At 59.8% G+C, this 20,477-nt stretch carries 17 protein-coding genes; 9 read left to right on the top strand and 8 right to left on the bottom strand.

Annotated features, from left to right (window positions below; genetic code table 11):
- Window positions 1-99: 99 nt before the first annotated feature.
- From B0B13_RS14230 to B0B13_RS14220, 3 genes are all read right to left on the bottom strand, one after another.
- Window positions 100-1,893 carry a M61 family metallopeptidase gene (locus B0B13_RS14230; protein ID WP_076796893.1) on the bottom strand — a complete coding sequence of 598 codons (1,794 nt, stop codon included), beginning with the start codon at window positions 1,891-1,893 and terminating at the stop codon, window positions 100-102.
- A gap of 76 nt (window positions 1,894-1,969) precedes the next feature.
- Window positions 1,970-2,713: a DsbC family protein gene (locus tag B0B13_RS14225; protein ID WP_076785535.1), complete on the bottom strand. Its 744-nt coding sequence runs from the start codon at window positions 2,711-2,713 to the stop codon at window positions 1,970-1,972.
- A 32-nt stretch (window positions 2,714-2,745) separates the two neighbouring features.
- Entirely contained in the window at window positions 2,746-3,927 is a 1,182-nt protein-coding gene (locus B0B13_RS14220; protein WP_076797339.1) for a UbiH/UbiF family hydroxylase, read from the bottom strand.
- A gap of 374 nt (window positions 3,928-4,301) precedes the next feature.
- On the opposite strand from B0B13_RS14220, the gene B0B13_RS18085 reads away from it, so the two are divergent.
- Window positions 4,302-5,384 (top strand): hypothetical protein, encoded by a 1,083-nt coding sequence (locus B0B13_RS18085; RefSeq protein ID WP_139337005.1) that lies wholly within the window; start codon window positions 4,302-4,304, stop codon window positions 5,382-5,384.
- A gap of 1,001 nt (window positions 5,385-6,385) precedes the next feature.
- A complete protein-coding gene (locus B0B13_RS19565) occupies window positions 6,386-6,808 on the top strand; it encodes a hypothetical protein (protein ID WP_237573845.1) in 423 nt (140 codons plus the stop codon).
- Between the two features lie 148 nt (window positions 6,809-6,956).
- Here B0B13_RS19565 and B0B13_RS14210 read toward each other — a convergent pair whose 3' ends face one another.
- On the bottom strand, window positions 6,957-7,217 hold the full coding sequence (locus B0B13_RS14210; protein WP_170872443.1) for a hypothetical protein: 261 nt from the start codon (window positions 7,215-7,217) through the stop codon (window positions 6,957-6,959).
- A gap of 346 nt (window positions 7,218-7,563) precedes the next feature.
- Between B0B13_RS14210 and B0B13_RS14205 the strand changes: the two genes are divergently transcribed.
- The 4 genes from B0B13_RS14205 (at window position 7,564) to ychF (ending at window position 10,986) form a co-directional block, all read left to right on the top strand.
- The gene (locus B0B13_RS14205; protein ID WP_076796891.1) at window positions 7,564-9,267 is read left to right on the top strand and encodes a site-specific DNA-methyltransferase; all 1,704 of its coding nucleotides are present in this window, start codon (window positions 7,564-7,566) and stop codon (window positions 9,265-9,267) included.
- Window positions 9,264-9,392 carry a hypothetical protein gene (locus B0B13_RS19560; protein WP_255710704.1) on the top strand — a complete coding sequence of 43 codons (129 nt, stop codon included), beginning with the start codon at window positions 9,264-9,266 and terminating at the stop codon, window positions 9,390-9,392. The genes B0B13_RS14205 and B0B13_RS19560 overlap by 4 nt, the downstream gene beginning before the upstream one ends.
- A gap of 12 nt (window positions 9,393-9,404) precedes the next feature.
- Window positions 9,405-9,713, top strand: a complete 309-nt coding sequence (locus B0B13_RS14200; RefSeq protein ID WP_076796890.1) for a hypothetical protein — start codon at window positions 9,405-9,407, stop codon at window positions 9,711-9,713.
- Between the two features lie 178 nt (window positions 9,714-9,891).
- Window positions 9,892-10,986 carry a redox-regulated ATPase YchF gene (gene ychF, locus B0B13_RS14195; RefSeq protein WP_076796889.1) on the top strand — a complete coding sequence of 365 codons (1,095 nt, stop codon included), beginning with the start codon at window positions 9,892-9,894 and terminating at the stop codon, window positions 10,984-10,986.
- A 229-nt stretch (window positions 10,987-11,215) separates the two neighbouring features.
- On the opposite strand, the gene B0B13_RS14190 is transcribed toward ychF, so the two are convergent.
- A complete protein-coding gene (locus tag B0B13_RS14190) occupies window positions 11,216-13,087 on the bottom strand; it encodes an ABC transporter ATP-binding protein (RefSeq protein WP_076796888.1) in 1,872 nt (623 codons plus the stop codon).
- A 588-nt stretch (window positions 13,088-13,675) separates the two neighbouring features.
- Between B0B13_RS14190 and ettA the strand changes: the two genes are divergently transcribed.
- Window positions 13,676-15,343, top strand: a complete 1,668-nt coding sequence (gene ettA / locus B0B13_RS14185; protein ID WP_076785541.1) for an energy-dependent translational throttle protein EttA — start codon at window positions 13,676-13,678, stop codon at window positions 15,341-15,343.
- Window positions 15,344-15,368: 25 nt separating this feature from the next.
- Here ettA and B0B13_RS14180 read toward each other — a convergent pair whose 3' ends face one another.
- The 3 genes from B0B13_RS14180 to B0B13_RS14170 form a co-directional block, all read right to left on the bottom strand.
- Complete coding sequence (locus B0B13_RS14180) at window positions 15,369-17,189, bottom strand: aminopeptidase P family protein (RefSeq protein ID WP_076797338.1); 1,821 nt, start codon at window positions 17,187-17,189, stop codon at window positions 15,369-15,371.
- Between the two features lie 5 nt (window positions 17,190-17,194).
- The gene (locus B0B13_RS14175; protein ID WP_076785543.1) at window positions 17,195-17,449 is read right to left on the bottom strand and encodes a hypothetical protein; all 255 of its coding nucleotides are present in this window, start codon (window positions 17,447-17,449) and stop codon (window positions 17,195-17,197) included.
- Between the two features lie 88 nt (window positions 17,450-17,537).
- Complete coding sequence (locus B0B13_RS14170; RefSeq protein ID WP_076796887.1) at window positions 17,538-17,918, bottom strand: hypothetical protein; 381 nt, start codon at window positions 17,916-17,918, stop codon at window positions 17,538-17,540.
- Window positions 17,919-17,962: 44 nt separating this feature from the next.
- On the opposite strand from B0B13_RS14170, the gene hemA reads away from it, so the two are divergent.
- Together hemA and prfA are read left to right on the top strand one after the other, a co-directional pair.
- The gene (hemA, locus tag B0B13_RS14165; protein ID WP_076785545.1) at window positions 17,963-19,297 is read left to right on the top strand and encodes a glutamyl-tRNA reductase; all 1,335 of its coding nucleotides are present in this window, start codon (window positions 17,963-17,965) and stop codon (window positions 19,295-19,297) included.
- A gap of 95 nt (window positions 19,298-19,392) precedes the next feature.
- Entirely contained in the window at window positions 19,393-20,475 is a 1,083-nt protein-coding gene (prfA, locus tag B0B13_RS14160) for a peptide chain release factor 1 (RefSeq protein WP_076785546.1), read from the top strand.
- Window positions 20,476-20,477: the final 2 nt, after the last annotated feature.

Here is a 20,477-nt window from a genome sequence, read left to right as displayed (position 1 = left end):
TTCAGTTCGAGCGTCATGCCCGGTCAAGAGCCATTCTAGTTTTTGGCACAGCGCGAAAAAGGGGGTTGCGCGACACGGATTGTTGCACTGGCGGAACGATCATCGGCCGGCATGCAACCACGCGTCGCGCGCGCGCTTGGCCGACGCAGGACTCGTCCGTGCCGTAAGCGTGTAGTTCACCACCTCCGGTGCATCCAGCTTGAGTCGTACAGTACGCAATTCGTCCCGACGGAACGCGTGCACCTGCACCACGTCACCGGGCCGATAGCGTGCCAGCAGCGCATCAGGTCCGCTGCCGGGCACCCGCAACCCATCAATGGCCACCAACACGTCACCCGCGGACAAACCTGCCTTTTGCGCCGCGCCACCGTCGGAGACGCTCGCAAGCGTACAGTCATTGCCGGTACGCAAGCGCGCCCCCAACGATGGGTTGCCGTTCGTGCCGGCAGCAGCCAGTTCAACACCGAACGGCGCGAGTAGTGCGTCCAGCGGCAAATCGCGCGTGCCGTTCACCGCGTCACGAAAGAGCCGGCTCAAGTCCGCGCCGCTCGCCTCGGCAAACAACGCCGGGATATCGGCCGCCTCGACGCCGGTTAGCCGCCCCGCGTAGAAGTCGCGTCCGTAGCGTTGCCACAGCAGACGCATCACGTCATCGAGCGACTTGCGATGGCGCGTCTGCGCCCGAATCGACAAGTCGAATGCCAGCGCAATCAGCGATCCCTTCGTGTAGTAGCTCACGATCGCATTGCCCGCATTCTCATCCTGCCGGTAGTACTTAATCCATGCATCGAACGAGCTTTCGGCCACGGTTTGACGCAATCTCCCGGCGCCGCGCAGCACAGAGCCGATTGTCTTGCCCAACTGCGCAAAGTATTCGTCCTGCGAGATCAGCCCTGCTCGGACCAGTATGAGGTTTTCGTAGTACGACGTGAACCCCTCGAACAGCCAAAGCAGCGGCGTATAGTTTTCCCGCGTCAGGTCGTACGGTGCAAACGCCGCCGGCTTGATCCGCTTCACGTTCCAGGTATGGAAATACTCGTGACTGCATAGGCCGAGATACGAGCGATAGCCATCCGTGGTCTGCGGCTTGCCCTTTACCGGCAGATCATCGCGCTTGCAGATCAGTGCGGTCGACGCGCGATGCTCGAGCCCACCGTATCCGTCGCCCACCGCTAGCGTCATGAACACGTACCGGTCCATCGGCGCACGCTTCGTGCGTGGCTCAAACAGCGCAATCTGCGCTTCGCATATCCGCTTCAAATCTGCGCACAACCGCGGCATGTCCAGCGCCGGTACCTTACCTGCCATCACAACGTCGTGCGGCACGCGGTGCGCATCAAAGCGGGCCAGTTCGAACTCGCCAACCGTGACCGGATGGTCGATCAATTCATCGTAGTCCTGTGCGACGTACAAGCCGAACGCGTAACGACGCGTGCCACGTGCCTCGCGCAACGCGGTAGCGACCCGCCAGCCGCGATAGGCGTTGCCTTCAGGTCGCCGGATCTCCACCTCGCACGGCCACTGCTCACGTCCGGCCACGGCTAGGAAGACACTGGTACCGTTAAAAAAACCGAGCGACTCGTCCAGATGCGCGGCGCGCACCGACAGGTCCCACGCGTAGACCTCGTAGGTCAACGTCAACGGGCCGTCCACGGCAGCTGCACGCCACGTGTTCTTGTTCAGCTTGGCGACGGCGACCTTACGGCCGGCCTGGTTCGTCGCCCTCAGCGTCACAATATGGCGTGCAAATTCGCGTACCAGATAACTGCCCGGTATCCAAACCGGCAACATAAACTGCTGGCCGTCCGGATCCGGATCCGCCACGGTCAACGTGACCTCGAACAAGTGGGCAGCCGGGTGCTTCGGGATGATGGAATAACGAATCGGCTTCATCGGGATACGCAGGTAGGCGCCGGCCCGCCGGCCGGACGAACGAATCGGGAGCCACGGACCGCCACTGGGCGAAACGTCAATGCTGCGCGGACAGAGCCTTGTCGAGTTGCTCGGCCGGCACCGCGCCGGGGAGCCGGCGCCCGTCGGCCAGGATGATCGTCGGCGTGCCGCTCACATTCAACTTCTGGCCCAGCGCCAGGTTTTTCTGCAGCGCGCTGGTATCGCAATTACCGGCCCCGCTCGGTGACTGATGATCGAGCATCCACGCCTGCCACGCCTTCGCGCGGTCCGCCGAACACCAAATCGCCTTCGCCTTCACGTCGGAGTCGGGCGAAAGCATCGGATACAGGAAGGTGTAGACGGTGATATTGTCGAGTCCCTTCAGCGTCGTCTCCAGCCGCTTGCAGTATCCGCAATTCGGATCAGAGAACACTGCGAGTTTGCGCGCGCCATTACCCTTGACAACCTTGACGGCGTTGGCCAGTGGCAGGCTCGCGAAATCGACCTTGTTCAACTCGTCGTTGCGTACCTGCGTCAGGTTCTTCCGCGTGCGAGTCTCCACCAGGTCGCCCAGCACCAGATAATCGGCATTGGCGTCGCTATAGACGATTTCCTTGCCAAGATTGACCTCGTACAGCCCGGCGATCGGCGTCTTAGCCACGCCCTTGATGCTCGCGTCGGAACCAAGCCGGTTCTGCACCGCGGCCTTCACGCTATCTAGGCTCGGATCGGCAAATGCGGAATAGCTTGCCAACGCGGCGGCTGCCAGCAGCGCACCGGCCACCGAGGTCAGCGCGATCGTGCGAATTCGAAGTGTCATCGTGGTTCCTTGTTTGATTGAGCGCATACACGTCAGCCGAGCGCAGCCGACACCAGCCAGCGCTTGATGAATGGCTGCGCGCCGACCATCGCCATCCCGACGTTGCGAATGCCACGGGCCAGACCGCCCGGCAGCGCAAACAACCGCTGCAGCCCATCGGTTGCGATAGTCAACTTTTGAATGTCCTCGCGACGCGAACGCTCGTAACGTCTAAGCAGCGTCAGATCGCCGAGGTCACGAAACGGTTCCTTGCGGTTCACCACATCTAGCAACGCAGCGACGTCGCGCAGCCCGAGGTTGACCCCCTGCCCCGCGAGCGGATGGATCAGGTGAGCCGCATCGCCGACGAGCGCCACGCGCGGTGCGATCAGCCGGTCCACTGTCTGCAGCGCCAGCGGAAATCCTCGCGCGGGGGTCACGCCTTCGAGCGTGCCGACCTGACGCAAACTAGCACCGCCCGTGGCGGCCTCGATCCGTTCGGCCAGCGCGGCCAGGTCCAGTTGCAGCAACCCATTTGCGTGCTCGGTACGGGCGGACCAGACTAGCGACACGTGCGAGTCCGGTAACGGCAGCAACGCGAGGATCTCGCCGTCGATGAACCACTGGAATGCGGTTTCGTGATGCGGCTTGTTGCATCGGAAATTCGCCACAACACCCGTTTGCCGGTAGTCGCGCCGTTTTACCTTCGCGCCGACCTGCTGCCGCACCCACGAGTGCGCACCATCCGCACCGACGACCAGGTCGGCAGACAACACCCGCGCATCGTCCAGCGTCACGCTGACGGCTTCCGGGTGGTGTTGTAGTGCCTGTGCCCGCGATTCGCACCAGGTCAGTAGCGGCTGAAACTGCAATGCTGCGTCGAGCGCGCGTTCGATCAAGCTTGATTCAACGATCCACGCCAGCTGCGGAACCGCCGCCTGAAATGCAGAAAAATGGAGTTGCGCGTGCGCATCGCCGAACACACGCATGTCGTACACTGGACACAACCGCGCCAGGTCAAGCGCTTGCCAGACCCGCAGCCGCTCCAGCAACGCTTGTGAACTGGACGACAGCGCATAGATACGCGTGTCGAACCGATATTCGCTTGGCTCGGGCGCGCGCTGCGCGAGCAACGCGACGCGCAGGCCGGCTTGAGTCAGCGCGAGCGCGGCGGCCTTACCGACCAGCCCGCCGCCGATTACGATGACCTGATGGTTCGAATGTGCGGAATTCATCGGCACATTATAGCGGCCGGGGCCGGCGATCTCGGGCCGAGATACTACGCGCAAGGGCCGCATTTGCGGTCGGCGAACAGGTACACGATTGCACCGGACAACATCGGTGCGGAACGCCCCGTCCAGCACACTAGTACACGGCACGTAATGTATTAATCAACAAACACAAGCCACAGCTTGCGATGCAATTTTTGCATTAACCACTGCGTCGTCAACTGCATGAAGCCCTCACCCGTCCGAGAATATACCGATTATGGCGGATATTAAAACACAGGCAAATCAATGATTACGTAGCTTCGTTTATGTCCTCCCGGAATCGCGCAATTGGCATCCCGCCTCAAGCAAAATCGTTAAAGTGCAAACTCCAATTAATCATGCTGGTTGACGATATGCAAGTAAATAATGCCCTCGCGGATCGGCACATAACGCAACTCGCCGTATCAGGTTCGGCAAGCGATAACCCATTCAGCGCAGAAGACCACAATCCATTTAGAGGTGCTGCCCAGCGGACACAGCAGCCAACTTCACCACGGAAACCCGTTACTCTTGATCAGTTTTACCAATTGCTGCTTGGAGAGAGCTCCCAGGCACGTGATACAGCATCCTTTCAGCCGACCAGCCTCAGGAGAGTGCCCAGCTTCTCGAATTTAGAAGAAGCCAAAGAAAAGGGCGACAAATTTTTAAAAGCATTGAAGAATCCACATGCTAATCCTCTTGACAAAAATAAACTGAGTGCGCAGCATCAGGACCGCGCGCAAAACGACGAGCAGCCCCGGACACCGGAGCGCCGCTCTGCAAAGTACGATACCGATGCATCGCGCTACGCAGCACATGTACGAGCCTCAATGTCAGCAGGTCGCCCGGTGGCTCAACCTACCCATAGTGCAGCGTCCCAGGCGAGTCAACCGGCAAAGCAAAGTCCCGAATCAAAACCGACTCAAGCCCATCGCTCTTCTATAAACGAGATTTGGGACGATGACCTCAATCAGAGCATACTGCAGGCTAAAGCATGGTTGGAAAGTCAATTTAAAGATGTGGATCCCGCAGCGAGTGATGCACACAGCCAAAAGCAGTTGCAGTTAAAGCAGGGAATAACCAAGGCAACCCACACGCAAACGGAATTAATAAACGATCACGGCCTTCCATCATCTATTAAGCCATTTGCACATAATATCACCGGTTCGTCAGAGGCTATTGACCAGCAAAGCCAATTCGCATCAAAGCCAAACATTCTTAAACGAGTCAAGAGTTTTCTCAAGAAAAAAAATAAAACCGAATCCGCGAATGCAAATATTGAAACCGGCATACACCGTCCGACGCGGCAAGATACGACGAATACCGACAGTACGGGGAGGACTAGGCGCTCGTTTGCCAGCATCGCGGCCAGCGTGAGAAGCTTCAGCTCACGTGTCAGTCGGCGTTTCCGTAAGACGCGTCATCATCCAGTCGGCGCGTGATGCCCCCCGGACGGCGACGAGAGGCTCAGCCCGGGTAGCGCTATGCGTCGCGCATCCCGTCGCCGTCGCGCTCGGCGCGCGCAAGCGCGCTAGTCACCTCATGTTTCCTAGAGGCAAACTTGCATCAAATTTGAGCGAGCCTATGCTGCCCCAATAGGGCATCGCCAAGATACCTCATCTACCGCGTAACGCAACAGCCAAGCGTCAGCGTTGATGCATCAATCAGGCACTGCCGGACTTCGGCAGTGCCCGCCCCTTCTGACTCATACGGCTCCCTGTTCAAACCCGCAACCAGGGATTGCGGCGGACTACAGACTCGTGCCATATGGGTTGCCGCCAACATCGACGCCGCTGTAGTCGTCGGTGCTCATCGATAAACTTGTTGCTGGATTGACTGGATACATAGCGGCTCTCCTTGTGAGGAGGTAGTGAAATGCCACGCGTTTTTTCGCGGGGCAGGTGAAAATTAGTCCTCGTTCGGCATCAGAATCGTGATGACCAGCTCTGCGTCGTCGCCGGGACCCATGTGCAGGTTCAACCTGACTGCCATGCGTAGAGTCACCATTGGTTGTGCGACGCAGTGACAAAAGACGGCGGTATGCGATACCCGCGACGAAACCGGCGTCGCGCCTGAATGGGCGCAATCCCTACATGCGCAGCTTGGGGCGCTGGTTTTAAGGATACGGCGGGCGTCCAACCCGACGAATCCCCATGTGTCCGTGCAAACCACGTAAGGGGATGGTGACCTTGCCGCAGAAGCGGCTTTATTCCCTTGTATGACCTCGAGCATACAGGGGCACATATGGGCATGCGCACGCTATACGGAAATGTCGAAACTATCGCAGAGACATACTGTGACAGCGTAGGACGGCCGGATTGTGGCTAGCCAGAACGAAGCGCGCGTACTGCGCGCGCTCAATCGGTTCGGCTGGCTGCCCACAAAGTCGCTTGGTGCGCTACTCTGGCAGCCCTGGTTGCGGAAGCCGGCCAGCGAGCCGGACATGCAGCCGCGGATGCCGGCTCCATCGGCCCGGCTGATGGCGCAGCACACGCTGCGCCGGCTGTATCTAGCTCGCCAGGTACTGCGAGCGCGGGCACCTGATAACAGTCTGATTTACACGCTTGCCGAAGCAGGCGTGCGCTGGCTCGCGCAGCAGCTCGGCATGCCGGCGGTATCGGGCAAGGATTGGGTGAGGCGCTTCAGCTCGGCGCAGTTCCGCCACCGCAGCATCGCGAACGACATCGCGATTGCGGGTATCGTGTTTTTGTTTTGTATTTTCCCAGTCGCCAAATTTTCAGAAATTCTTTTTTCTTGTCCCGAGAACCATTTTCTGGCTATAGTGTTTTTTCAAGCCAGCCACCCAGGAACGGCAGCCGCCAGTTCGCGATGTCTTCGCGCATCATCCCTAAAAAAACGAGCATAAACAAACCAGAGTAAGCGCATCGGCCAGGCCGTTTTTCAGTTCATGGCCCAATCTTGATCTCAGCTCGTCAAATTAAACGTATTAATATCTGACGCTCCTCAATATTTCCCCAATTTCTGTGGCGCGCGATGGCGCCGAATTGATTGCTTCAGGTGTCTGATTTTTTTGCAATAGGAACAGGCATGGCAGATACTTCGTCGGCATAGTAATCCACGTGCACCACTTGCTCTATCATGCGTTTTCCGTTGTCAAACGTAAGACACAATCCATTTAATTTACTCCGTGCGTCATAGTTATCGACGTATCCGTAATCCTCGATTATCTGTGTAATCTCATCACCCGTCGACGGATTCATGAGGTTGGCAATGAATCTAGCCATCGATTTTTTCGTTGAATCTTCTTTACTCAATTTTCAACCCAAGTAACGAATCTCGATTATCACCATAAAAGAGTATTCATGACATCGCGCGGACGCACATTCGCAACCAGAATTACCGGACTTCTCTGATCATCTCTTATAATCCACCTCACATGCCAGCCCGTTCCCTATTACGTATAACAGATACAAGGTTATGATGCTGTATATGCTTTGAAGCTAAAATCCAGAAAATCTGGTTATCGGCAAAAATGGATGGATGCTGTAGCGTCATCCTCGACCCTGGCTGCCAATTTTTTCCTCACATGAGAACGGCCATCACGACAGCCCCGAAGCATCTATCATCACGGCTTCGACTTCATAGCATCACTTTGTGCAGATGACTCAAAACTTGCAGAACGCTCCTCAAGCAGACTCGGACAAGGCATCGCGCCTGAATGCAGCGGAGTACGAAAACCTTCCGCGCGAAACGCTTATTGAGATGTTGAGGCGACGCGACCGCCAGACCCCATATGGCTTAGTCTGGGAAAGCAAGAACATTGTGCAAGACAAGGCACTGAACCGCGATTTTGTCGCGCTTGAGCTAAGCCCCTCGTTGTCGTGCGGTGCGGCACCATGGCGCAATCTCATCATCGAAGGCGACAACTACGATGCCTTGCGCAACCTAGTCAGTACCTATGCCGGGCAGGTCAAGCTTATCTATATTGACCCACCGTATAACACGGGGCGTAAAGATTTTGTTTACAACGACAGTTATTTTGACTCGACCAATCGCTATCGGCATTCGACGTGGTTGGAGTTCATGTATCAGCGGCTACGGCTAGCCAAAGACCTGCTTACGGAAGATGGGGTTATTTTTGTGTCCATCGACGATAACGAGCTATTTAACCTCGGATTGTTAATGAATAAGGTGTTTGGCGAAGGAAATTTCATCGCCAATGTTATTTGGCAGAAAGTCTATTCCCCGAAAAATACGGCCATTCATTTCTCTGATGACCATGAGTACGTGTTAATTTACGCTGCCGACCGGAATATTTGGCGACCGAATCCTTTACCTCGTTCAGCAGAACAAGACAAGGCATATAAAAATCTCGATAATGATGCTCGTGGTGTATGGAAGGCCGAAAATATGACGGCGCGCAATCCATATAGCGCAGGTCGGTATCCGGTAACCTGTCCCTCCGGGCGAGTAATCGAAGGTCCGCCGGCGGGCACATACTGGCGAATTTCAAAGGAAAAACTCCTTGAATTGGATGCGGATAATCGAATTTGGTGGGGGAAAAATGGAAATAACACTCCTGCCGTCAAACGGTTTCTCTCCGAGGTCAAGCAAGGCGTCGTACCTCAAACGCTGTGGACCTACGACGCCGTAGGCCACACACAAGACGCAAAAAAGCAGCTCAATGAAATATTGTCAAAGGACAGAAACGAAGATGTATTTTCGACCCCAAAGCCATTACAGTTGATGGACCGTATCCTGCGTTTGGCAACAAAACCCGGCGATTTGGTTCTCGACTTCTTTGCCGGTTCCGGCACGCTGGCACAAGCCATGTTGCAACTCAACAAGGAAGATGACGGCGAGCGCCGTTTCATTCTGGTATCTAACACCGAAGCCACCGATTCCGAGCCGGACAAAAACCTGTGCCGCGATGTGTGCGCGACGCGAGTACGGCGAGCAATCGAAGGCTACACGTCCGCTAAGGCTGGCCAGGTCGAAGGCCTCGGCGGCGATTTCGCATACGTGCGTGCCCGCCACATCCCGACGCATCGCCTGGAAGAACGGCTGGACGATGGCATGGTCTGGTCGTATATCCAGATGAAGCACCATCATCCTCTGTCCGAGCGCGGCAGGCTGATTTCGGTGTCGGCCTGGATGCAAGAGGTCATCATCTATGTACCAAACACCACGGCGAAGATGAAAACCGCCCTGCGCGAAGCACTGGCCGAGCATCCACAAGCCATTGTCTATACCTGGACGCCAGCGGCATTGGTGGATGTGGTCAACGAAAACAACCTACGAGAAGTGCCGTCCGACCTGACGCGCGGCTTCCGATTTGGCAAGCTCGGGGGCATTCAAGCATGAGCCGCATCGACCCGTTACCGTTCCAGGAGCGGCATATCGCTGCGCTGGTCGAACGATTCCCGAATCTGCGCGACGACTACAATCGGTTAACGAATCCGGGCGAGTTGAACACGCTGTGCAAGTAGTCGGCGGCCGTCATGCTTCAGGCACCGACTGGCATTGGCAAAACGCTGATTGCAACCGAAGTCGTTGCGCGCTTCTCGTCGCTCGATAACGTCGTCTGGCTCTGGTTCGCGCCCTATGCCACGCTGATTGGTCAAGCCGCAAACACCCGCTCGCAGCGGGCAAAAAGAATCATCTTCATTGCGGAAATACAGATTTCGTATGCGCCGCATAGCGATGAAATCATCGGCAATCAGGGTGGTCCCACTCCCAACCCACAGACAAAGACCGCACAAAATCCTGTCCCGCAAAACCATACCCGACTTGCCTGCACCCTTGGCTAGAAGCGCCTCCAAAAACGTTACAATTGCCATTTTCGTGATTAAAATTTATACAAAATCGCTGCGTTTCCGCTCCGATTTGTGCGAGTTGCTCTCATCGCCTGGCTGCCGCCTTTTCCCGGCATCGCCACCGCTGTCGCATAGAGACAGCGCTTAAACGATTGATACTTCAGGAAATTTCATGAGCCTCAAATGCGGCATCGTCGGCTTGCCCAACGTCGGTAAGTCCACTCTCTTTAACGCGCTGACTAAGGCAGGCATTGCTGCCGAGAACTATCCGTTTTGCACGATCGAGCCAAATGTCGGCGTGGTCGAGGTGCCGGATCCGCGGCTCGACGCTTTGGCACAGATCGTCAAGCCTGAACGCGTGCTTCCAGCGGTCGTCGAGTTCGTCGATATCGCCGGGCTCGTCGCGGGTGCGAGCAAGGGCGAAGGTCTGGGTAACCAGTTCCTGGCTAACATCCGCGAGACGGATGCGATCACGCATGTGGTGCGCTGCTTTGACGACGACAACGTGATTCACGTCGCCGGCAAGGTGGACCCGCTCGCGGACATCGAAGTAATCCATACTGAGTTGGCGCTGGCTGACCTGGCGACCGTGGAGAAGGCGCTCGCACGCTATTCGAAGGCGGCAAAATCGGGCAATGACAAGGAAGCAGTCAAGCTAGCAGCCGTGTTGGACAAGGTACGCGCACAGCTGGACCAGGTACGCCCGGTCCGTGCGATGGATCTGTCCGAGGACGAACGTGCGTTGATCAAGCCGTTCTGCCTAATTACTGCGAAGCCGACGATGTACGTGGCTAACGTGCGGGAGGACGGTTTCGAGAACAATCCGTACCTCGATGCGGTGCATGGCTACGCAGCGAAGGAAGGCTCGCCGGTCGTCGCCGTGTGCGCCGCCATCGAAGCGGAAATCGCCGAGTTACCGGACGATGAAAAAGGCATTTTTCTGTCCGACATGGGCATGGACGAGCCTGGACTGAATCGCGTGATCCGGGCAGGCTTCAAGCTGCTGGGGCTGCAGACGTACTTCACCGCCGGCGTCAAGGAAGTGCGCGCGTGGACCATCCATGTCGGTGATACGGCACCGCAAGCGGCCGGTGTCATCCATACGGATTTCGAGCGCGGCTTTATCCGCGCTCAGACGATTTCGTACGATGATTACATCACGTACAAAGGAGAACAAGGCGCGAAGGAAGCGGGCAAGATGCGCGCCGAAGGCAAGGAGTACGTCGTCCAGGATGGAGATGTGATGAACTTCTTGTTCAACGTCTAACGCGCTGTTGCCGGCGCGCGGTCCAATAGCGCTGCTTTCACAACACCATGCCGCTGGCCGGACGCCGGCCACGCCGCCAACATCCTCGAACATCCGCTATGCAAGGCCCGCCGATGGCGGGCGCACGCGAGCGGAACGGTCCTCGTTAATTGCGGGATGTCCGCGAGTCACCCGCCGCCATGTCCGTGCATTGCGGCCGTCCCCGCCGCTACTCAGGCAACGGCAGCGATCAATCGGCATCCGGCACGTCTGCGACCGCGGCCTGCCGGCGCCCCACAGCCGCACCGGTGGCGTCCCATCCCCGCGTTAACTCCAGCGCCTGGCGCTCGAACAACCGTCGGTAGAGGCCACCCTCCACGCGAATCAATTCATCGTGGCTGCCTTCCTCGACAATCCGCCCCTTATCCATCACGAGCAGCCGGTCCAGTGTTCGGACCGTGGACAGCCGGTGCGCGACGACCAGCGTCGTACGCCCCATCATCAATCGCTCCATCGCCCGCTGGATCAGCACCTCGCTCTCGCTGTCTAGGCTGGAGGTCGCCTCGTCCAAAATTAGGATCGGCGCATCGGCAAGAAAGGCACGCGCGATCGCCACCCGCTGGCGCTCGCCACCGGACAGTTTGATACCCCGCTCGCCGACCAACGTCTCGTAGCCGTCGGGCAGCGCGGTGATGAAGTCGTGAGCACTGGCCAACTTCGCCGCACGCTCGATCTGCGCACGGCTTGCGCCGGGCTTCGCATACGCAATGTTTTCGGCCAGCGAGCGATGGAACAACAGCGGCTCCTGCTGCACGATCGCAATCTGGCTGCGCAGCGACGCCTGCTGGACGTTGGCGATATTCTGCCCGTCGATCGTGATCCGCCCGCCGCTTACGTCGTGCAGCCGCTGGATCAGCTTAATAAACGTCGTCTTGCCCGAGCCTGAATGGCCGACCAGGCCGACACGCTCGCCATGGGCGATGCGCACAGAGAAATCCTTGTACAGCGGTGTCAGGTGAGCGCCGTATCGGAACGTCACGTGCTCGAAGCAGATCGCGCCCCGTCGAATCATGATACGCCCCGCGCCCGGTTTGTCGTCGATACCCAAGGGCTGCGCCTGCAACGACACCAGTTCCTCCATGTCGTTGACTGAACGCTGCAGGTTGCGGATGTGCATGCCCACGTCGCGCAGATACCCCTGCAACATAAAGAACATGGTCAGCGCAAAGGTGATATCGCCTACGCTGGCCAAGTCGCGAACCCACAGCAGCAGGGCCGCTCCAAGCATCGCAGCTTGCATCGCAACCAACATGCTGCCCCGCACGCTACCGCTGATCGTGCCGCGTATCCAAGTACGGCGCGTGCGTTGCCGCCACTTGCCGATCACACGGGCAAGGCGCATGTCCTCGCGCTGTTCAGCGCCAAACGCCTTCACCACGGCATTGCAACTGACCGCGTCGGCCAACGCGCCGCCCATCCGCGTGTCCCACGCATTACCCAGCCGCGCGGCCGGAGCCACGTAGCCAAGCGACAACATCACGGTGACTGCGACATACGCGATCGATCCGATGCCGACCACGATGCCCATCACCGGCCATTGCACGCCGAGCAGCACGGTGGCGCCAACGAGCATCACCAGCGACGGCAACAGCGCGATTAGCAATGTGTCGTTGAGCAGGTCCAGTGCCCACATGCCGCGCGTGATCTTGCGCACGGTCGAGCCGGCAAAGCTGTTCGCGTGCCAGTCGGCGGAGAAACGCTGCACGCGATAGAACGCGCTGGACGCAGTCTCGCTCATCATTTTTAACGTGAGCGCAATGATGCTCAAAAAACCGAACTGGCGCATCAACATGCCACCCAACCCCAGCGTCGCAACAGTCCAGAAGGCCGAAACCGCCGCGCCCCACGCGGCCTGCTTGCCTGCGGCGCCGCTCGCGCCGGTGGCGAGCGCATCGATCAGGCGTCCCGCATAAAGCGGCGTCAGCACATCGGCGAGCGCCGACAGCAACGCCAGTGATGCGATCACCGCGATCCGCCAGGGCTGCTTGCCCCAATGCGAAAAGGTGAAACCGAGGACAGCCTTGAAGGCCTGTCCGCCAAAGTCGATTTTTTTTCGAGTCATTTGCAACCGCCCACGACTCGCGGGTCGCGGGACTGTCCCAAAAGAGAAACAGAAACGGACAGACGATGCGGACCGGATAAACCGGCGACAAACAACGGATCTGTCGGGAGGCCGCGCGGGTGCTTGGCAACCCGCGCCGGCAGCGATCTAACGATGATGTGGCGCCACACGTGGGACGGCGATCTGCGGTATCAGCATCACCGCGCCTCCCTCGGTGTCTGTTGATCAGAAAAGAAAAGCGGGAATGCCCAAAATCGAATCGTAGCAGCAGCACAATGCAACTGCAAACTACGGCAATTTAACATGCTACGGCCACGACCAGGCGGTGTCGCGCCGCAACGCGCTCCACGGCGGTATCCTGCCTTATCGTAGCGACGCATAGCCCCTCACTTCCGGGCGCGCCCCGCCTTGCTCCTCACCCCAGCTTGTTCTATAGCACCGCTTGCACGCGGGCCAAGCTACCACACTGCCGATGCGATCCATCATCGTCGCCCGGAGCCGTACAATAATGGTTTTAGTCAGCCGCGCATGCGCTTCGCGCCCGCGCCAAGCTGCCCCCTCCAGCTTCGTCTCTATTACGCAAACCCGATGGCTCAATACGTCTTTACCATGAACCGGGTCGGCAAGATCGTGCCGCCCAAGCGACATATCCTAAAGGACATCTCGCTGTCATTCTTTCCTGGCGCGAAGATCGGCGTACTCGGCCTGAATGGCTCGGGCAAATCGACCTTGCTGAAAATCATGGCCGGATTGGACAAAGACATCGAGGGTGACGCCACCCCGATGTCCAACATCCAGATCGGCTACCTGCCCCAGGAACCACAACTCAACCCGCAACACACGGTCAAGCAGGCGGTCGAAGAAGGCCTCGGCGAGCTGTTCCACGCGCAGCAGCGGCTTGATGAAATCTACGCGGCCTATGCCGAGCCGGACGCCGACTTCGACGCGCTGGCCGCCGAACAAGCGAAGTACGAGGCGATCCTGGCCACCGCCGAAGGCGGTAGCGCCGAGCAGCAACTCGAGGTGGCAGCCGACGCGCTGCGACTGCCGCCATGGGACGCCAGGATCGAGCACTTGTCCGGTGGCGAGAAACGCCGTGTCGCGCTGTGCAAGCTGCTGCTGCAAAAGCCCGACATGCTGCTGCTCGATGAGCCGACGAACCACCTCGACGCGGAATCGGTCGAGTGGCTCGAACAGTTTCTGGTGCGCTTCCCGGGCACGGTCGTGGCCGTCACGCACGATCGCTACTTCTTGGATAACGCAGCGCAGTGGATTCTAGAACTGGATCGGGGCCACGGCATCCCGTGGAAAGGCAATTACAGCAGTTGGCTGGACCAGAAAGAAACTCGCTTAAAGCAGGAAGAGGCAGCGGAGTCCGCTCGTCAGAAGGCGATCCATAAGGAACTGGAGTGGGTACGCCAGAACCCGAAGGGCCGCCAGGCCAAGTCCAAGGCGCGTATCGCCCGCTTTGAGGAACTGAACAGCGTCGAATACCAGAAGCGCAACGAGACACAGGAAATCTTCATCCCGGTGGGCGAGCGTCTCGGCAACGAAGTCATCGAGTTCCAGAACGTCAGCAAAAGCTTCGGCGACCGCCTGCTGATCGACAATCTGAGCTTTTCGGTACCGCCCGGCGCGATCGTCGGCATCATCGGGCCGAACGGTGCGGGCAAGTCGACGCTGTTCCGGATGATCACGGGCCGCGAGCAACCGGACTGCGGCACCGTCAAGCTCGGACCCACGGTCAAACTCGCCTACGTGGACCAAAGCCGGGATGCGCTGGCCGCCGACAAGACGGTGTTCGAGGAGATTTCCGGCGGCGCGGACGTGCTGACGGTCGGCCGCTACGAAACGCCGTCGCGCGCGTACATCGGCCGCTTCAATTTCCGCGGCGCCGACCAACAAAAGCAGGTGGGGAACCTGTCGGGGGGCGAACGCGGACGGTTGCACATGGCCAAGACGCTGATCGCCGGAGGCAACGTGCTGCTGCTGGACGAACCATCAAACGACCTGGACGTCGAAACGTTGCGCGCGCTCGAGGATGCGCTGCTCGAGTTCGCGGGATCGGTGATGGTGATTTCGCACGATCGCTGGTTCCTGGACCGGATTGCCACGCACATCCTCGCGTTCGAAGGCGATTCGCAGGTGGTGTTCTTCAATGGCAACTACCAGGAATATGAAGCCGACAAGCGGGCGCGTCTCGGCGACGAGGCAGCCGCACCGAAGCGGCTGCGGTACAAGCCGATCACGCGTTGACATCCGGTCGCGGGCCGCTTGTGCGTCAGATTGGCGCAGTACGGGTCTCGAGCCACGCTTTCACGTCGCCGCTCAAATGCTTGCCGACCCGCTCACGCACTTGCGCGTGGTAAGCGTTGAGCCAGGCCACTTCATCTTCACGCAGCAACGACCGCTCGATGCAGCGGGTATCGATCGGGCACAGCGTCAGCGTCTCGAAGCAGAGGAACTCGCCGAACTCGGTCGTGCGCGCCGGCTGGCTCAGCAGCAGGTTTTCGATGCGGATGCCCCACTGGCCGGGACGGTAGATACCAGGCTCGTTCGACGTGATCATGCCTTTTTCCATCGCCGTGTAGGACTCGGCTGGCGCGTAGTGCGAAATCACCTGCGGTCCTTCATGCACGTTCAGGAAATAGCCGACCCCATGGCCCGTGCCGTGCCCAAAGTCCATGCATGCATCCCAAATCGGCGCCCGTGCTATCGCGTCTAGCATCGGCGAGCGCACGCCACGCGGAAACGTCGTGCGCGACAGCGCAATCATACCTTTGAGCACCAGCGTGAAATCGCGCCGCTGTTCGGCACTGGTCCGGCCCACCGGCACGACGCGTGTAATATCGGTGGTGCCGCCCAGATACTGACCGCCGGAGTCGATCAACAGCAGACCGTCGCCTTCGATCAGCACATGCGACTGCGGCGTCGCGCGATAGTGCGGCATCGCACCGTTGGCGTTGAACGCGGCGATCGTTGGAAAACTCAGGGACACGAAGCCGGGGCGGCGTGCTCGTGCGGCGGTGAGCTTTTCGTCGATCGTCAACTCGGTGATGCGCTCGCGCCCGAGCGCCTGTTCGAACCACGCAAAGCATTCCGCGAGCGCGGCGCCGTCCTGCTCCATCGTCGCGCGCACATGGACGGCTTCCGCTTCCATCTTGCGCGACTTTGCAAAGGTCGACGGATTCACCACCTCGACGAATTTCACACCAGGCTGCACGGCTTGCATCAACCCATACGTGACGCGGCGCGGATCGATCAGCAGCGTGCTGCCCGGCTCGATCGCGGCCAGCGCCGCCGGCACGTCCCGGTATGGGGCGACGCGCACACCGTCCTGCGCCAGCCGCTCACGCAACACCGCGTCGATCTTGCCGTCGGCCACGTACAGCGTCGCGTGCTGCGGCCCAATCAACGCGTGCGCAACAAATACTGGGTTGTAGCTCACGTCGGCACCGCGCAGGTTGAAAATCCATGCGATGTCATCCAGCGTGGAGACGAAATGCCAGTGCGCCCCCTTGTCGCGCATCGCGCTGCGCACCTGGTCGAGCTTTTGCGCGCGGGTCACGGGCGCGTAGGCGGGATCGTGCTCGTACACCGGCGTCCCAGGCAGCGTTGGCCGGCCGTCCCAGATCAACTCGAGCAGGTCCACGTCGGCGCGCAGTTGCACGCCAGCCGCCTGCAACGCGTCCTGCAACACCCGCGCAGCGGCCAAGCCAAGCGTGCTGCCATCCACGCCGACCCGTGCACCGGGTTCCAGGTGTGCGGCGAGCCAGTCCACATGGGGCTGCGCCTGTCCAGCTTGAATCTTCATCAACTCGATGCCGCTGTCGGCCAGTTCCGTGGCAGCCTGCACCCAGTAGCGGCTGTCGGTCCACAGTCCCGCAAAGTCCGGGGTCACGACCAACAGGCCAGCCGAGCCGGTGAAGCCGGATAACCACGCACGGCCCTGCCAGCGTTGCGGCAGGTACTCGGACAAGTGCGGATCAGCAGACGGCACGATATACGCGGCCAGAACGGCTCGTTTCATCGCATCGCGCAGCCGCGCCAGCCGCTCGGCGAGGGAGACCGCCTGGTCGGCGGCGGGTTGTCGGACATTCATTGAGTTCATCGGCGAAAAGGATGTGAGCCAAGCGAGACGGTCACGGCCACGGCCGTCATCGCGCCAAGCACGCACAGCGACCATTCGAGCACTTCGCCATCCTCGAACAGCCCGCTCGCGTTGCCGGCCAGTTTAACCGCGCCGGCGGTCAACGCGCCAACGATAAGCGCAGGCAGTGCCGCCGTGCGGCGTGCTGGATGGCGCCACCAGCCAAAGCCGCCAATTGCGGCGCCCAACAGCAAGGTGCCAATCCAGCCCATCAGCGCATTGTGCCAAGTATCATGGAATTCGCCTGACGAACACCCACGGCCGGCATTGCGTTTCGGTCCTGAATCATGGGGTACGGCTTTAAACAGGCATCGAGATCAGAAACAGGTTTCCATATGGTAGCGCATAGCGACGGTGTTTCCCGCACATTCCGAAAGTGCTGCGCGGGCGATGCAGGATCAGGAACTTGCGCTGCAACGTGAAGCCTTGACGACGCAGCCTCGCATGAATCGACTGGCCGCTGTCCGACACCGTCACGCCATTAATCTCGTGTACGTGCGGCTCGTGCGCGTGGCAGTGCCACTGGCGATCGCCGCCAATCAGGATCCCGGCGGTTAGTCGAATCGGGAAGGTGAACGGCGCCGGGAAAAGTCGCTCAGCACAAGAATATTGGGTATCGTCATCGAACGCCAGCCGGCCGCGATGCGCCGCCCTTAGCACGCCAGCGTCCAGGATTGCCAACAGCCAAAAAAGTTATAATGACACGCTACTTTTGACGGCAACCAATGCATCTGCTCACCATCGGAATCAACCACCACACCGCGCCGGTCGCATTGCGCGAGCGCGTGGCGTTTCCGCTCGAGCAGATCAAGCCAGCCTTGCACACGCTCAAGGACGCGTGGGCGCGACGCGATGAGGCGCGCATCGCGTCCACCAGCGCCGTCGCGCGTATTGCGCACGCACCGCAAGCACTGGCGGAGGCCGCGATACTGTCGACCTGCAACCGGACCGAAATCTACTGTGCGACTGACGACCGCGCCGCGCGTGAGCATGCGATCGCGTGGCTGTCGAGCTATCACCGGATTCCGGTCGAGGCGCTTGCACCGCATATCTATGCGTTGCCGCAGTCCGAAGCAGTCCGCCATGCGATGCGAGTAGCATCGGGCCTGGACTCGATGGTGCTCGGCGAAACCCAGATCCTGGGCCAGATGAAGGACGCTGTGCGTACCGCGTCAGAAGCCGGTGCGCTCGGTACCTATCTGAACCAGTTGTTTCAGCGCACGTTCGCGGTGGCCAAGGAAGTGCGCGGGCAGACGCAGATCGGCGCACATTCGGTATCGATGGCCGCCGCGGCAGTGCGACTGGCGCAACGCATTTTTGAGAACATCGCCGGGCAACGCGTGTTGTTCATCGGTGCTGGCGAGATGATCGAGTTGTGTGCGACGCATTTCGCTGCGCACAATCCACGTGAATTGATTGTCGCCAACCGCACCGTGGAGCGCGGCAGCAAGCTGGCCGAGCGCTTCGGCGGCAAGGCGATCATGCTCGCCGATCTGCCGTCGCGGCTGCACGAGTTCGACATCGTCGTGTCGTGTACCGCGTCTACCCTGCCGCTCATCGGTCTGGGCGCGGTGGAACGCGCGGTCAAGGCGCGCAAGCACCGGCCGATGTTCATGGTGGACCTGGCGGTGCCGCGCGACATCGAGCCCGAAGTGGCCGAGCTGGACGACGTGTTCCTTTATACGGTGGACGACCTCGGCTCGATCGTGCGGGAAGGCAATGCCATCCGGCAGGCCGCCGTCGCGCAGGCCGAGGCGATTATCGAGACACGCGTGCAAGCCTTCATGCACTGGCTTGAGCAACGCAGCATCGTGCCGGTGATCCGTCACATGCACACGCAAGCCGACCGGCTGCGCCGTGTGGAGTTGGAGCGCGCCCAGAAAATGCTGGCACGCGGCGACGATCCCGCCGCCGTGCTCGAGGCACTGTCGCAGGCGCTGACCAATAAGTTCATCCATGGCCCGACGCATGCGCTGACCCACGCGGCCGGCGGCGATCGTGACAAGCTGGTCGAGCTGATGTCCGGCTTCTACCAGCACGCCGGCCTCTCCGAGCGTTAGTGGCGCTCGTCACCCGCCGGCACGCGCGTATCGTCGAGCGTGCCTTCGTTTTCCATTGAACGCGACCCTGTTCGCGCCCTTTGCCAGATGCGCCGATGAAACCGAGTATGCAAGCCAAGCTGGAGCAGCTGACCAAGCGACTGCTGGAGTTAAACGAACAGCTTTCGCGCGAAGATGTCACATCCGATCTTGACCAATACCGCAAGCTGACCCGCGAGCACGCGGAACTCGCGCCAGTGGTCGAGCAATATGCGCAGTGGAAAACCGCGCGCAACGATGAGGCGACCGCTCAGGAGTTGCTGGCCGATCCATCGATGCGGGATTTCGCGGAGGACGAACTCAGTGCAGCGCGCAGCCGGATGGAGCAACTGGAGTGCGACTTGCAGAAAATGCTGCTGCCCAAGGATCCGAACGACGAGCGCAACATCTTCTTGGAAATTCGCGCCGGCACCGGCGGCGACGAGAGCGCGCTATTTGCCGGCGACCTGCTACGCATGTACCTGCGCTATGCGGAACGCCATCGCTGGCAGGTCGAGATGATGTCGGAAAGCGCGTCGGACCTGGGCGGTTATAAGGAAGTGATCGTTCGCATCATCGGCCAGGGTGCCTATTCGCGGCTCAAATTCGAATCAGGCGGGCATCGCGTGCAGCGGGTGCCGGCCACCGAGACACAGGGGCGTATCCACACGTCGGCTTGCACGGTCGCCGTGATGCCAGAGGCGGACGAGATCGCCGAGATCGAACTCAATCCGGCCGATTTGCGTATCGACACGTTCCGCGCATCGGGCGCCGGCGGTCAGCATATCAACAAGACCGACTCGGCAGTGCGCATCACGCACCTCCCAACTGGCATCGTAGTGGAATGCCAGGACGATCGCTCGCAGCACAAAAACAAGGACCGCGCGATGAAGGTGCTGGCCGCCCGCATCAAGGACAAGCAATATCAGGAGCAGCATGCGAAGGAGGCCGCCACCCGCAAAAGTCTCGTGGGCTCGGGCGACCGCTCCGAGCGCATTCGCACCTACAATTTCCCGCAGGGCCGGCTAACCGACCACCGGATCAACGTGACGCTGTACAAGCTGGAACAGATGATGGACGGCGACCTGGACACCCTCATCGACGCACTCGTCTCGGAACACCAGGCCGAGCTGCTCGCCGCGATGGGCGAAACCGAGTAAGC

Source organism: Burkholderia sp. b14 (assembly GCF_900156195.1).
In the GTDB taxonomy this organism is placed as follows: domain Bacteria; phylum Pseudomonadota; class Gammaproteobacteria; order Burkholderiales; family Burkholderiaceae; genus Mycetohabitans.
Note: the sequence above shows the minus strand (reverse complement) of the source record. Positions and strands in the feature narration are given on the sequence as shown.

Coding starts and splice junctions, on each gene's coding strand:
- B0B13_RS14230 (WP_076796893.1), bottom strand. CDS start 1,893: ATGAAGCCGATTCGTTATTCCATCATCCCGAAGCACCCGGCTGCCCAC.
- B0B13_RS14225 (WP_076785535.1), bottom strand. CDS start 2,713: ATGACACTTCGAATTCGCACGATCGCGCTGACCTCGGTGGCCGGTGCG.
- B0B13_RS14220 (WP_076797339.1), bottom strand. CDS start 3,927: ATGAATTCCGCACATTCGAACCATCAGGTCATCGTAATCGGCGGCGGG.
- B0B13_RS18085 (WP_139337005.1), top strand. CDS start 4,302: ATGCTGGTTGACGATATGCAAGTAAATAATGCCCTCGCGGATCGGCAC.
- B0B13_RS19565 (WP_237573845.1), top strand. CDS start 6,386: ATGCAGCCGCGGATGCCGGCTCCATCGGCCCGGCTGATGGCGCAGCAC.
- B0B13_RS14205 (WP_076796891.1), top strand. CDS start 7,564: ATGACTCAAAACTTGCAGAACGCTCCTCAAGCAGACTCGGACAAGGCA.
- B0B13_RS19560 (WP_255710704.1), top strand. CDS start 9,264: ATGAGCCGCATCGACCCGTTACCGTTCCAGGAGCGGCATATCGCTGCG.
- B0B13_RS14200 (WP_076796890.1), top strand. CDS start 9,405: ATGCTTCAGGCACCGACTGGCATTGGCAAAACGCTGATTGCAACCGAA.
- ychF (WP_076796889.1), top strand. CDS start 9,892: ATGAGCCTCAAATGCGGCATCGTCGGCTTGCCCAACGTCGGTAAGTCC.
- B0B13_RS14190 (WP_076796888.1), bottom strand. CDS start 13,087: ATGACTCGAAAAAAAATCGACTTTGGCGGACAGGCCTTCAAGGCTGTC.
- ettA (WP_076785541.1), top strand. CDS start 13,676: ATGGCTCAATACGTCTTTACCATGAACCGGGTCGGCAAGATCGTGCCG.
- B0B13_RS14180 (WP_076797338.1), bottom strand. CDS start 17,189: ATGAATGTCCGACAACCCGCCGCCGACCAGGCGGTCTCCCTCGCCGAG.
- B0B13_RS14175 (WP_076785543.1), bottom strand. CDS start 17,449: ATGGGCTGGATTGGCACCTTGCTGTTGGGCGCCGCAATTGGCGGCTTT.
- hemA (WP_076785545.1), top strand. CDS start 17,963: ATGCATCTGCTCACCATCGGAATCAACCACCACACCGCGCCGGTCGCA.
- prfA (WP_076785546.1), top strand. CDS start 19,393: ATGAAACCGAGTATGCAAGCCAAGCTGGAGCAGCTGACCAAGCGACTG.